This window comes from Mucilaginibacter ginsenosidivorax (genome assembly GCF_007971525.1).
In the GTDB taxonomy this organism is placed as follows: Bacteria; Bacteroidota; Bacteroidia; order Sphingobacteriales; family Sphingobacteriaceae; genus Mucilaginibacter; species Mucilaginibacter ginsenosidivorax.
The window spans coordinates 728,156-742,171 of the sequence record NZ_CP042437.1 but is presented as its reverse complement, the minus strand read 5'-3'; the positions used below and the strand labels follow the sequence as shown (position 1 = coordinate 742,171).

8 protein-coding genes are annotated in these 14,016 nt (G+C 44.9%); 6 read left to right on the top strand and 2 right to left on the bottom strand.

Annotated features, from left to right (window positions below):
• Positions 1–32: 32 nt before the first annotated feature.
• Positions 33–1,667: a transcription termination factor Rho gene (rho, locus tag FSB76_RS03080; protein WP_147052135.1), complete on the bottom strand. Its 1,635-nt coding sequence runs from the start codon at positions 1,665–1,667 to the stop codon at positions 33–35.
• Between the two features lie 353 nt (positions 1,668–2,020).
• Between rho and pyrF the strand changes: the two genes are divergently transcribed.
• Positions 2,021–2,851 (top strand): orotidine-5'-phosphate decarboxylase, encoded by an 831-nt coding sequence (gene pyrF, locus FSB76_RS03075; RefSeq protein ID WP_192910157.1) that lies wholly within the window; start codon positions 2,021–2,023, stop codon positions 2,849–2,851.
• A 54-nt stretch (positions 2,852–2,905) separates the two neighbouring features.
• Here pyrF and FSB76_RS03070 read toward each other — a convergent pair whose 3' ends face one another.
• Positions 2,906–4,321: a B12-binding domain-containing radical SAM protein gene (locus FSB76_RS03070; protein WP_147052133.1), complete on the bottom strand. Its 1,416-nt coding sequence runs from the start codon at positions 4,319–4,321 to the stop codon at positions 2,906–2,908.
• Positions 4,322–4,628: 307 nt separating this feature from the next.
• Between FSB76_RS03070 and FSB76_RS03065 the strand changes: the two genes are divergently transcribed.
• The 5 genes from FSB76_RS03065 to FSB76_RS03045 all read left to right on the top strand — a co-directional run bounded on the left by FSB76_RS03065 (position 4,629) and on the right by FSB76_RS03045 (position 14,016).
• Positions 4,629–6,596 carry an alpha/beta hydrolase family protein gene (locus tag FSB76_RS03065; protein WP_147052132.1) on the top strand — a complete coding sequence of 656 codons (1,968 nt, stop codon included), beginning with the start codon at positions 4,629–4,631 and terminating at the stop codon, positions 6,594–6,596.
• A 57-nt stretch (positions 6,597–6,653) separates the two neighbouring features.
• Positions 6,654–8,645, top strand: a complete 1,992-nt coding sequence (locus FSB76_RS03060; RefSeq protein WP_147052131.1) for a S9 family peptidase — start codon at positions 6,654–6,656, stop codon at positions 8,643–8,645.
• A 155-nt stretch (positions 8,646–8,800) separates the two neighbouring features.
• Positions 8,801–9,196: a hypothetical protein gene (locus FSB76_RS03055; protein WP_147052130.1), complete on the top strand. Its 396-nt coding sequence runs from the start codon at positions 8,801–8,803 to the stop codon at positions 9,194–9,196.
• Positions 9,197–9,357: 161 nt separating this feature from the next.
• Positions 9,358–10,749, top strand: coding sequence for a TolC family protein (locus FSB76_RS03050; RefSeq protein WP_147052129.1), 1,392 nt, complete (start codon positions 9,358–9,360; stop codon positions 10,747–10,749).
• 6 nt (positions 10,750–10,755) lie between these two features.
• Entirely contained in the window at positions 10,756–14,016 is a 3,261-nt protein-coding gene (locus tag FSB76_RS03045; protein ID WP_147052128.1) for an efflux RND transporter permease subunit, read from the top strand.

The following is a 14,016-nucleotide window of genomic DNA, read 5'->3' as shown; positions in this document are numbered from 1 at the left end:
ACATTAAATATAACTTCATTACCACTAAAATATTACGAATTCATCGAAATCAGGAACTCTTCGTTGGTTTTGGTACCCCTTATTTGTGCCTGTAAAAACTCCATTGATTCTTGCGAGTTCATGTCGGCCAGGTGGTTACGCAATATCCAGATGCGCTGTAAAGTTTCGCGGTCAAGCAACAGATCGTCGCGGCGGGTACTTGATGCAGTGATATCGATAGCAGGGAAAATACGCTTGTTTGAAAGTTTACGATCCAGTTGTAACTCCATGTTACCGGTACCTTTAAACTCTTCAAAAATAACCTCATCCATTTTTGAGCCGGTTTCTGTAAGGGCAGTAGCGATGATGGTTAATGAACCGCCATCTTCGATGTTACGGGCCGCGCCAAAAAAGCGTTTTGGTTTGTGCAATGCGTTGGCATCAACACCACCCGATAGTATTTTACCTGATGCAGGTGCAACTGTGTTATAAGCACGGGCCAAACGGGTTATAGAATCTAACAAGATCACCACATCGTGACCACACTCTACCATACGTTTTGCTTTTTCCAAAACAATGTTGGCAATTTTTACGTGGCGCTCGGCAGGCTCATCAAATGTTGATGATACTACTTCGGCGCGTACGCTGCGGGCCATATCGGTTACCTCTTCAGGGCGCTCGTCAATCAGTAAAATAATCAGGTAAACTTCGGGGTGGTTACGGGCTATGGCATTGGCCACATCCTTTAACAACATGGTTTTACCGGTTTTAGGCTGTGCCACAATTAACCCGCGCTGACCTTTACCAATAGGCGAGAACAAATCCATGATACGGGTTGAATAGTTACCCGGATCAGTAAACAAGCTTAGTTTCTCGGATGGGAAAAGTGGCGTTAAGTGATCAAAGGGAACGCGGTCACGTACTTCGGCAGGAATGCGGCCGTTAATAGCCTCAACACGTACCAAAGGGAAATATTTTTCGCCTTCTTTTGGCGGGCGGATGCTTCCGCGAACGGTATCACCTGTTTTTAAGCCAAAAAGTTTTATTTGCGATTGTGATACGTAAATATCATCAGGAGAAGTAAGGTAGTTGTAGTCAGATGACCTTAAAAAGCCATAACCATCAGGCATAATTTCCAATACACCTTCATTTACAATAACGTTATCAAAATCAAGGTTTATTGGTGGTTCCTGTGCTTTTTGCTGGTTAGGGTTGCCATTTGGCTGGCGTCTGTCAAATTTTTGCGGGCGGCCTTCGGCAACAACAGCTTCAGGTTTTGGTGCCGCTTCGCCGGGCTGGTTATCAGGGGTTTCGCCTGTTACGGGTGCCGGTATGGTTGTATCGTTAACAGCGTCTGCGTTGTTTTGATCGTCCTCTTCCTGGTCAAACAGGTTGGTATCATCCAAAGGTACTTCAACGCGGGGCTGGTTTTTTGGTTTTAACACGCGGGTACGCTTGCGTGTTTTTTCACCGGCTTCTTCGGCTACAGGCTCGGCTGTAATCGGTGCATAATTTTGTTCAACAATGTTCTGTTGTACCCTTGCGGCCTCAATTAATTGTTGTTGTTCAATAATACGTGCAATTAGCTGTGCTTTACGTAGTTCGTCGGCCTCAGCAATACCTAAATTTTTTGCAATTTCGCGCAACTCTGAAACGAGTTTGTCGTTCAATTCGATTTTATCAGACATGATATGAATTATAGTTCAAAGGGATTTTTAATATCGTAAATAGTTTTCAAACGGTTATAAAACTTCCATGTGCATTTTGGCTAATACGTTGTTACACACGGGGCGTTATAGTAAGAAATTGATCTTGAAGCATTGATTAAATAAACATCCAAACCCACTCAAAACATTAGTTAATAAAAATCGTGGGGTTTTAAATTGTTTCTTTGGTGCAAGAAAAAATTCAAAGGAAAACGATGCAATTCTAAACAATTATTTCTTAATATCAAATTAATTAAATAAATATCTGCGGTGTTATAACGTTTAAGCTAAATTTTTAGTTTTTTTGCCATCCGAATATTTAATCCCTTCCTATGATATCGCGCAGGCAGCTAATAGACCAGATCAAGCAAAAAAAATCCTTTTTATGTGTAGGCCTTGATACTGATATTGATAAGATTCCCGAATTTTTAAAAAATTACCCGGATCCTATCTTTGAATTTAACAAACGAATTATTGATGCCACTAAAGATCTTTGCGTATCCTACAAACCCAATGCCGCTTTTTACGAAGCACGTGGCATAAAAGGCCTGCAAAGCCTGATAGATACCTGGAAATACCTGCCCAGGGATACCTTAAATATAATAGATGCAAAAAGAGGCGATATAGGCAATACATCTGATAAATATGCCACAGCCTTTTTTAATGAAGAAGCATCGGGCATGAGCTTTGATGCTATCACCATAACCCCTTATATGGGTAATGACAGCGTTACGCCATATCTTAAATATGATGGCAAATGGATTATTATCCTGGCACTCACCTCATCGGTAGGTAGCAAGGATTTTCAGTACCTGGAAACCGGCGACGGTTATTTGTACGAAACCGTTATCCAAAAAGCCAATACCTGGGCCGGGGCCGATAGAATTATGTATGTGGTAGGCGCCACCAAAAGCACCGAATTTACCAACATCCGCAAATACGCGCCGGATAACTTCCTGCTGGTGCCGGGAGTAGGCGCCCAGGGGGGCAGCCTGGAAGAAGTGTGTAAATATGGCATTACCAAAGATTGCGGTCTGATTGTAAATGCATCCCGCTCGATCATCTACGCCGGTAACGACGAAAATTTTGCCGAAGCAGCCCGCGCCGAAGCATTACTTATTCAACAGCAAATGGAAGTGGAGTTGGAAAAGGCGGGGGTGATTTAATTTGGTGAGTGGTTGATTAAGTGAATGGTTGATTGGGTTAAATAGTTGATAGGTTTAGGCTTCAGGTAAGTATAAGGGCATTGGTCCGGCTTCTTTATCAGGTTTTTTGCCGAAGTTTATTTTTGATAGCACGGTTTCGAGGGCAGGGAGCGTGTTGTTGAGATTTTTTGTTTTGATGAGGAAATTCCACACCGGTTCAAATTTTTTCCAGCCGCCGGCATAAAAAAAGTGTTTGAGCTTGTGTATATGCGATTGGTGCTGAATGCTGGCCCTGAAGATGTTGTTCCATTTATAAAATTCCTTATAAGCCCACCAGTAGCCATCTTCCAGTTCCTGTGCGCTTAAGCCAACGGTTTGATAAACCACTTTGCGGGTATCATACAAATCCCAGTTTTTGGTAATTATCCTTCCCTGTCTTTCCATGGTTTTAAATAGTTCGGTACCGGGATAAGGGGTTAACACGTGGTAGGTTGATGTGGTAATTGAATGTTTTACGCCCCATTCAACTGTCCGCTTGAAAACATCTTTGTCATCATCGTCCAACCCAAAAACAAAGCTGCCGTTTATCATGATGCCAAGGCTGTGGAGCCTGTTTACGGCTTTTACATAATCTTTTTCGAGGTTTTGTTTTTTATTACTTTGTTTAAGGTTTTGCGGCGAAAATGTTTCGAAACCCACAAATAAACTCCTTAAGCCGGCTTCTGCTGCTTTTTCAATAAGGTTTCCCCTTAATATCGAATCTACAGTGGCTGCTCCCTGGAAAACACGGTTCATACCTTTCATGCCGTCGAATAGGGCGGCCGAGAATTTGGTGTTACCTAACAGGTGATCATCTAAAAAATATAAATGCCTGCCGGGCAGCCGGTCAATTTCGGCAAGGGCGTCATCAACCTCCTGGGTGTAAAAAGTGCGGCCACCTTCAAAAAAAGCATCCTTATAACAAAAGCTGCAATGATGCGGGCAGCCCCTGGTAACCACAATAGAGTTGGGAACAAGGTACAAATGCCTTTTGATCAGGTCGCGGCGGATGGGCGGAACTTTTTCTAAAGTACGGATGGTTGAATTGTATATTTTTTGAGGGCAGCGATTTTTAAAATCCAGCAAAAATTTAGGGAATGTATCCTCTCCCGGGCCTATAAAAATACTATCGGCATGTGGTGCAGCCTCAAACGGGAGGGAGGTAACGTGCAGGCCGCCAAGAATAACGTAAGCGCCCTTTGCGCGGTAATGGTCGGCAATTTTGTAGGCGCGGTAGGCATTGGTGATGTACACCTGGATAACCACCAGGTCGGGGCTGTCATCCAGGTTAAGTTTTTCTACGTGCTGGTCCTGCAGGTCAATCTCATCATCGGCCGATAGATAAGCAGCCAGGGTTGCCAGGCCAAGGGGCGGGAACAGGGAATATTTTATCGGCCTCCAAAACGGACTTTCGGCTTCGGTTAAGGCGGGCAGGATTATTTTAACTTTCATATTTTATAAATAAAAGTACTTTGATATGCAAAGTAAATGAATTGAATTTAATTAAACAAACTATGTTATAAATTTTGTGTGCACTATGGGATATTGCGGTTAACTGTTGCGCCTTTGTTGCGATATTTAAAGTTTGATAAATCTTGGTCTATTGATTTTTATATAGATGTTGTTTTTTACTGTTTCACCTGTTACGAACACTACAGTTTGGAATGCTCACTTAAAAAAAAGTCTTAACTCTTGATTCTTGCCTCTTGATTTTTCTTATTGCAAAAATCCCTAACTTACCGCCTCGTAAGTTGACGCTATGAAAAAAACACTACTCTCGCTTTTTGCGTTATCCTGTGCTTTGTATGCTACTGCTCAGATAAAACCATTTAAACCGGCCGATTTTGATAAAATACCTACAATAAGCGATCCGCAGCTTTCGCCGGATGGCAAATGGGTGGCTTACAGCGTATCTGAAGTTGATACGGCAAAGGATAAACGGGTATCGCACTTGTGGGTGCAAAGCTGGGATGGCAAGGAATCAATAGAGCTAACGCATGGCGAAGAAGCAGCTTCGGCGCCGCGGTGGTCGCCGGATGGTAAGTATTTGTCGTTTGTTTCGTCGCGCGATTCAAAAAAGGGCGGCCAGATCTGGTTGATGGACAGGCGCGGTGGCGAAGGCGTAAAGCTGACAGATATTAAAGGCGATATTGGCGAATATGCCTGGTCGCCGGATAGTAAAAAACTGGTGATGGTTATAAGCGACCCTGAAAATAAGGGGAAAGAGGAGCCTAAAACACCCAAACCCATTGTTATCGACCGCTATCATTTTAAACAGGATATAGAAGGCTACCTGCAGCACTTGAACAAGCATTTGTACCTGTTTGATGTTGCAGCAAAGAAGCTTGATACCTTAACCAGGGGAGATAAGGATGAAAGCTCGCCGGTATGGTCGCCAGATGGCAAAACGATAGCTTTTGTGAGCAACCGCAGTGCCGACCCTGATAAGAATGAGAACACGGATATTTTTACCATTGATGCGCACCCTAATGCCAGTATGCTCCAGATTACTTCATGGAAAGGCCCTGATACAAACCCACAGTGGAGCCCCGACGGCAAACTAATAGCTTTTTTGCGCTCCACCAGTGATGCCGACTATATGATGTACGATCAGAACATGTTGTGCACCATGGATGTGGTTGGTTCCAACAAAAAGATTCTAACGCAGCAGCTTGACCGCCCGGTTACCGACCTGGCCTGGGCAAAAGACAGTAAAAACATCTCGTTTTTAGTTGTTGACGACCGTGAACGCTACGTAGCCAGCGTGAACATAAACAATGGTAAAATAAGTACGGTTAATAAAGGCACGTACAGCATTACCGATATAAACACCAACTTAAGCGGCAACTGGGTTGTTCAAAAAACAGATCCTTATACTCCTGCCGAGTTATTCGCGTTGGAAGGCGGCAAGCTGCGCCGCTTAACCTTCCATCAGCAGGCCTGGTTAGCCAATGTTAAACTGGCACATGTAGAAGGTTTTGAATCTACCAGTGCAGATGGCACTTTGGTTAACGGTATTGTATTAACACCCGATAGTAACGCCAAAAAGTTACCCTTTATTTTATTTATACACGGCGGCCCTGTTGGGCAGGATGAATATGCCTTTGATGCCGTAGGGCAGGTTTTGGCTTGTGCCGGTTATGCGGTTGCGGGTGTAAATTACCGCGGCAGCAACGGCCGTGGCCTTGATTATTGTAAAGCCATTTATGCCGATTGGGGCAACAAAGAAGTAAAAGACTTGCTGGGCGCGGTTGACAAGCTGGAAAAATTAGGAATTGCCGATCCCGACCATTTAGGTATAGGCGGATGGAGCTATGGCGGCATCCTTACCGATTATACCATTGCATCTGATACCCGCTTTAAAGCTGCGGCCAGCGGCGCAGGCAGTGCATTGCAGCTCTCGGTTTATGGCAGCGATCAGTATGTTTTACAATATGAAAACGAAATTGGTGTGCCCTGGAAAAATGCCGATAAGTGGATTGCCTTATCGTACCCGTTTTTTCATGCTGATAAAATCAAAACACCGGTATTGTATATGTCCGGTTTGAAAGATTTTAATGTACCAACCATAGGCAGCGAACAAATGTACCAGGCCATGCGGTCGCAGGGGATACCTACGGAGTTAATACTTTATCCAAATTCTTTCCACGGCATCACCAAGCCAAGCTACCAGGTTGACAGGTTGCAGCGGTATGTAGAATGGTATGATAAGTATTTGAAAAAATAAATGTCGTTACCTATGCAGTAGGTAATTGCTGAAACCATTGATTCTTGTTCCATCGCTATGAATAAAATTGTATTAATGTTTGTCGCCATATTTGCTTTTACCAGCGCTATGGCACAAACGGCAAAGCGCCCTTTAAAACCGTCTGACGTAAATAATATTCCAACACTTGCCGATCCGCAATTATCGCCCGATGGTAAATGGCTGGCTTATAGTGTTTCGGATGTGGATACGGCGAAGGATAACCGGGTATCGCATTTGTGGATGCAGAGTGTTGATGGTAAGCAATCTATCCAGCTTACTTACGGTTCCGAACCTGCTTCCTCGCCAAAATGGACACCGGATGGTAAATTTTTGTCCTTCGTATCAGAGCGCGATTCAAAAAACGGCGGCCAGGTTTGGCTGATGGACCGCAGGGGAGGCGAAGGGCATAAATTGACAGATTTAAAAAAGGGCGACCTGGAAGATTATGCATGGTCGCCGGATAGTAAAAAACTGGCGCTGGTAATTAAAGATGCTGAGTATGATGGTAAGGAACCAAAAACAATCCCACCTATAAAGATAGACCGCTACCATTTTAAGCAGGATATTGAAGGCTACCTGCAGCATAGGCATACGCATTTGTACCTGTATGATATTGAAAGCAAAAAGGTAGATACATTGACGACCGGCGACAGGGACGATCAATCGCCGGTGTGGAGTCCGGATGGCAAATACATAGCTTTTGTAAGCAACCATACCAAAGACCCCGACAGGAACGAAAACTCGGATATTTTTACGGTTGAGGCCAAAGACGATGGAGAGATTAAGCAGCTGACCACTTTTACCGGTCACGATATTCTGCCGCTTTGGAGCCCGGATGGTAAGCATATTGCCTACCTGCGATCGACAAGTGATGCCGACTATTATATTTACCAGCACGATTTGTTGTGCATGATGGATGCCGACGGAAAAAATAACCGTGTACTTACCGAAGCATTGGACAGGCCTGTAAGTAACGTAGCCTGGAGCCGCGATAGTAAAAATATAGGCTACCTGGTTAGCAACGACCGGACGAGGTATGTGGCTCAGTACAACTTGTTGCTCCGCAAATCAACTACAGTATATAAGGCCGCAGAGTGCAGTTTTGAAAACATTATTGGGGCAACGCCCGGCGTGTGGATAGCCAAAATGACCACACCCTATATGCCTCATGAACTGGTGGCTATCGAAAATGGAAAAATCAGGCGGCTCACTTTTCACCAGGATAAGTGGTTGAGCGGTGTAAAATTGGCTTATGTAAAAGGTTTTCAGTCTTTTAGTGCCGATGGTACGCTGGTGTCGGGAATTTTATATACCCCCGATAGTGTAGTAAATAAAAAGCTGCCATTCATCCTGTATATCCACGGCGGCCCCACTGACCAGGACGAGTTTGAGTTTGATATGACCCGCCAGACTTTAGCTTCGGCAGGGTATGCTGTCGCTGCGGTTAATTACCGGGGCAGCACCGGCCGGGGGCTGGAATACACCAAAGCCATTTATGCCGATTGGGGTAATAAAGAAGTTCAGGATTTATTAGGCGCTGTAGACGAACTGGTGAAGTTTGGCATAGCCGACCGTGACCATTTAGGTATAGGTGGCTGGAGCTACGGCGGTATTTTGACCGATTATACCATAGCAACCGATGCGCGCTTTAAAGCGGCATCCAGCGGGGCGGGCAGCGCTATGCAACTGGGCATTTACGGCAGCGACCAATGGGTGGTGCAGTATGACAATGAACTGGGCGCCCCCTGGAAAAATCCCGAAAAATATATTAAGTTATCGTATCCGTTTTTCCACGCAGATAAAATCAAAACACCAACGCAGTTTATGTCGGGCCTGAAAGATTTTAATGTGCCGACAGGCGGTGGCGAGCAGATGTACCAGGCCCTTAAATCGCAGGGAGTGCCTACCCAAATGGTGCTTTACCCCGGTCAGTTTCATGGCATTACGGTACCAAGCTACCAGGTGGATAGACTACAGCGCTATATTGATTGGTATGATAAGTATTTAAAAGGCCCCCCAACCCCCTGACGGGGGGAGCTTTTTATTGGGCATTGGTAAATGTTGATGGATTTGGTTTATGTAGAATTGATGAAGATTGCTCTTGCCGGCTCAATTGCAACAATACTTTTGCAGAAAAACATATTTTTTATTTTGATGTTTGCATCCAAAAGAATACCGTTACGATGTTGCGTGAAAAAAATGGTGTAGTTAAAGATTTAAAGGTGCTGTTTGTGGCCGCCTGGTATATCTTTATAGCTGTTTCACATATTTTTTTGCTTCCCAAACTCACTGAACAAGGCAACCGGCCAGCTTCCGGGCACAATTCTATTTTTAAAAGAAACTCCGGTAATTTAACGCTAAATGCGGTGCATTGGAATTTTATTCAGCGTACAGATAAAGTAGTGATAAGTGATAAAAAATCGGTAATCGACCTCCTGAAAGCGGTTGTCGCCAGCTTTATCGTGCTTTTGTTTGCCTTACAGATCTGGAGAATACGACCCCATTGGCAACGGTTTTTTCGTATTCTGCTTAGTGATTACCGGTATTCATACCTTTCTTTTTGTTCCTTCCGTATTTGATGTAATGGCCTGTTACGGGCATCTGCCAAAGCTATCCGGCTTAAGGCATTCATTTAAATTTAGTTAAATCAATTACCGGTATTAGCCAGGTTTGCTATGTTGTGTTTTACATAGTTTTCTGCCCGGCGTGTTGTACCGGTACATCAAATTCCAGGAAACTTATGCAAATCATAACAAGAAATGTATTCATGCTGATGGCATTACTCATCAGCCTGAATACTTTTGCACAACAAAATATAGCACCTATTGGCCTTAAAAGCCTGCTGAGCCAGGTAAACGCCAACGCGCCGGCGCTGATAACAGATTCGGCGGCAATAGGCATCCGCCAGGCGCAGGCAGCCGAAACGCGCAGCAACTGGCTGCCCAATTTAAAGCTTAATTACCAGGCCGATATTGGTACAAATAATAACGTTGCCGGCCCGTATTTTGGTTTTGGGATTATCCCGTCCGATTCGCGGGGAGTGCGCACGCAAAGTAATACCACCGCGGTATCTGCCAATGTAGGCGTAGCCGCCCTGGATTGGGAGGTATATAACTTTGGCGCTTATGGCGCCCAAAATAAAGTGGCTAATTCCGATATCCGGGTACAACAAAGCCAGTTTGCCAACTCAAAATATCAATTGCAGGCTTACACTATCGGCAATTACTTACTGCTGATGAGGCTGCAAAACTTTTTGGATATCCAGTCACGAAACATCCAGCGTAATGTCGAGATCATGCGGTCTGTACAGTCATTGGCCAAAAGCGGTGTAAGGGCAGGGGTAGATACCAGCATTGCCGAAGCTGAACTATCCAAAGCCAGGTTAAACTACATCGAACTGGCCAACCAGCTAAAACAGGTACAATTGCAGCTTTCGGCAGTAAGCGGCTTGCCATATCAATCTATCGTGCCCGATACTGCTGCCGAAACCGCATTGATAGATCAGCCTGCAACATTGCAGCCAATTGAGCAGGATACCGTTAACCACCCGATTATCAATTATTACCGGTCGGTATATCAAAATAGCCTGCAGCGGGAAAATTTGGTTAAAAAAAGCTATAATCCTAAAATTATGTTAGAGGGTGCCGTGTGGGGCAGGGGATCAAGCGTTGATGCCAATGACCACTTTAATAGCCTATCCACGGGTTGGGGTTTCGACCGGAACAATTACCTGGTAGGCGTTGGTATCAGCTATAATTTGTTCGACTTGCGCCGCAAGCAATTAAAACTCCGCACCCAAAAGGCCCAAACCAGCTATAACGCCCGCAAACTACAGGAGCAAAAGCAAATGCTTGCAGTTAACGCCAACCAGGCCGATGTAGAGCTGGAAACCGCCCGCCAGCGCCTGCAGGAAATTCCGCACCAGTTGAGGGCTGCTAATGACGGTTACCGGCAAAAATTGTCGCTGTATAAAAACGGCCTTACTGATATCATTGAATTAAACGCGGCGCTCAATATCCTTTACCGTGCCGAAACCGATTACGCGCAGGCTAAATACAGTTATTCAAGCGCTTTATTCCAAAAAGCGGTTACCGATAACCAGGTAAACGCAGTTTTAAACCTTTTAAAATAAACTAATATGTCAATGGTCACATCCGCACTAAAAAGGCCCATCACCACGGTGGTTATCACCATGAGCCTTTTGCTTTTTGCAGTGCTTAGTGCAATAAAAATACCCATCGATATTTTCCCGCAGCTAAACCTGCCTACTATATATGTAATCGAATCGTACGGCGGCATGTCGCCTCAGCAAATGGAGGGGTTTTTCTCCACCCGTTTGCAGGATCAGTTTTTGTATGTAAACGGGATAAAAAGTATCACCAGTAAAAATATACAAGGTTTAACCCTCATCAAACTCTCGTTTTATGAAACTACCAACATGGCCGAAGCATCGGCCCAGGTGGCTTTGCAGGTAAACAGGGCAACCGCTTTTTTTCCGCCGGGGGCATTGCCGCCGCAGGTAATCCGGTTTGATGCTTCCTCATTACCGGTTGGTCAGCTGGTTTTTTCCAGCCCTACGCGTAGCTTAAAGGATATTTATGACCTGGCTGCTACTAAAATACGGCCCATGTTTGCTACTATACCGGGGCTGTCGGCACCGCCGCCATTTGGGGCAAACGCGCGGTCAATTACTGTAAGTGTCGATCCGGATAAGCTGCGCAGTTATAATTTAACACCCGACGAGGTAGTTGAAGCATTATCTAAATTTAATGTGATGTCGCCATCGGGTAATCTCCGGTTAAATAATACCATGTTTTTAACCACCATGAACTCGCTGATTAAAAGCCCGGATAATTTTGACGATATACCCGTAAAAACGCAAAATGGCGTGCCCATATTTATAAAAGATGTGGCCCGCGTTGCAGATGCTGCAGATGTTACGGTTGATTATGCGCTGATTAACGGCAAGCGTTCGGTTTATATACCGGTGGTAAAAACAGCCGATGCTTCTACCTGGACGGTAGTACAAACCCTTAAAAGTAAACTGCCCGAAATGCAAAGCCTGCTGCCAGATGACGTAAAGGTAAGCTATGCCTTTGATCAATCGGTATTTGTGGTTAATGCGGTTAAAAGTTTGATGACTGAGGGGGGGCTGGGAGCCCTGCTTACCGGCTTAATGGTACTGCTGTTTTTGCGCGATTGGCGAAGCAGCCTTATTGTAGTTATAACCATCCCGGTTTCTATCCTGATAGGGGTATTATTACTGAGCCTGTTTGGGCAAACCATCAACATCATGACGCTGAGCGGGTTGGCCCTGGCTATAGGTATCCTTGTAGACCAGGCCACGGTAACCATCGAAAATATCCATCAGCACCTGGAAATGGGTAAATCAAAAAAACAGGCAATTTATGATGCGTGCGAAGAGATCTCGTTCCCGCTGTTGCTGATATTGTTGTGTATCCTGGCGGTATTTGCGCCATCATTCATGATGTCGGGCGTGCCTAAAGCGATGTTTTTACCGCTTTCTTTGTCAATAGGTTTAACCATGATCGTATCGTACATCCTTGCCCAAACAGGTGTGCCGATATTGAGTAACTGGCTGATTAAAGCCGAACGCTATCAACACTATCACCATGGAGAAGTACACGCCCATGCCGGCGAATCACTGGATGATAGCGAGGAAAAACAAGTTGAAAAACACCTGCAAAACGAGCAGGCGCATCCCGAAAATAACGACCTGTTTGAAAAGGTCAAACTCTGGCTCATTAACGCCCTTAATAATGCCATGCCCCGGAAGCAGCTTATCGTATCTGTTTATTTAGGCGTGGTTATCGTTTTAGCGGGATTATGCTTTGTATTTATTGGTAAGGATATGATGCCCAAAATTAATAACGGGCAGTTCCAGATCAGGCTGAAAGAGCCGGACGGTACCCGGTTGGAGCGTACCGAGGATGCCTTTAAACAGGTATTACAGGTTATCAATCAAACGGTGAACAACCATGTAGAAATTACATCGGGATACGTGGGCCTAATCCCCAGCAGCTACGGTACCAGTAACCTTTATATTTTTAATACAGGTACTCAGGAAGCCGTACTACAGGTAAACCTTGATGAAAAGTACAAGGTAAATATGGATGAACTGAAAGATGCACTGCGTAAAAACATCCATTATAAACTTCCCGAACTGCAAATAACCTTTGAGCCGATAGATATGACCGAAAAGATCATGAGCCAGGGTGCCTCGTCGCCTATTGAAGTACAGGTGGCAGGCAAGGATATGCAGCAGATTGAAGGTTACGCCAATAAGGTAGTAACCAAGCTAAAGAATATTAGTTATTTGCGCGATGTACAGATAGAGCAGCCTTTAAAGTTCCCGGTAATAAAAATTACTTTGGATAGGTTAAAAGCTGCCCAGTTAGGCTTGAATATTAAAGATATTGCCCGCTCCGTTACAGCAAGTACATCGTCCAGCCGTTTTACAGATAAAAACTTGTGGCTTGATGAAAAAGGTGCCTATACCTACCAGGTACAGGTGCAAATTCCCGAGTATGTAATGAACACCCTGGATCAGCTGAAAGAGGTGCCGCTGGTAAAAGGGCAAAGCAGCCCTGTTTTAAGCGATATAGCCACATTTACCACAACCTATGTTCCCGGCGAGTACGACAGGGCCGGGCCAAGGCGGTTTTTAACTATCAGTGCCAATATTTATAAAACCGATTTGGGAACCGCCACTGCCGATGTGCAAAAAGCGCTAAACTCGGTAGGCGCACCGCCAAAAGGATTGATTGCCACCATGGGCGGAATGTCTACCCTGTTGACAGATACATTGGGCAGTTTACAAAACGGGCTGATGCTTGCCATTGTGGTTATCTTTTTATTGTTGGCAGCCAACTATCAATCATTTAAAGTATCGCTTGCGGTACTATCAACAGTGCCGGCGGTTATTTTAGGATCGTTGCTGATGTTGCTGCTTACAGGATCAACCTTAAACCTGCAATCGTATATGGGGATGATTATGTCGACAGGGGTATCTGTGGCCAATGCCATTTTGATTGTAACCAACGCCGAAAAATTGCGGATTGATTATAAAGACGCCACGAAAGCGGCTGTAACCAGTGCATCCATCCGTTTGCGTCCCATCCTGATGACCAGCCTGGCCATGATAGCAGGGATGATCCCGATGGCTTCGGGCATGGGCGAGGCAGGCGAACAGTCGGCACCTTTAGGGCGTGCGGTTATTGGTGGTTTGTTTGCATCAACGCTTGCGGCCCTATTCATTTTGCCCCAGGTATTTGCGTGGGTACAGCAAAAAACAGATTTTTTATCGCCCTCGCTAATGCCTGCTGAAACCGACCAACAATCAGCTAAAATAACAGAACCAGAAACCTCCATAGTTTAA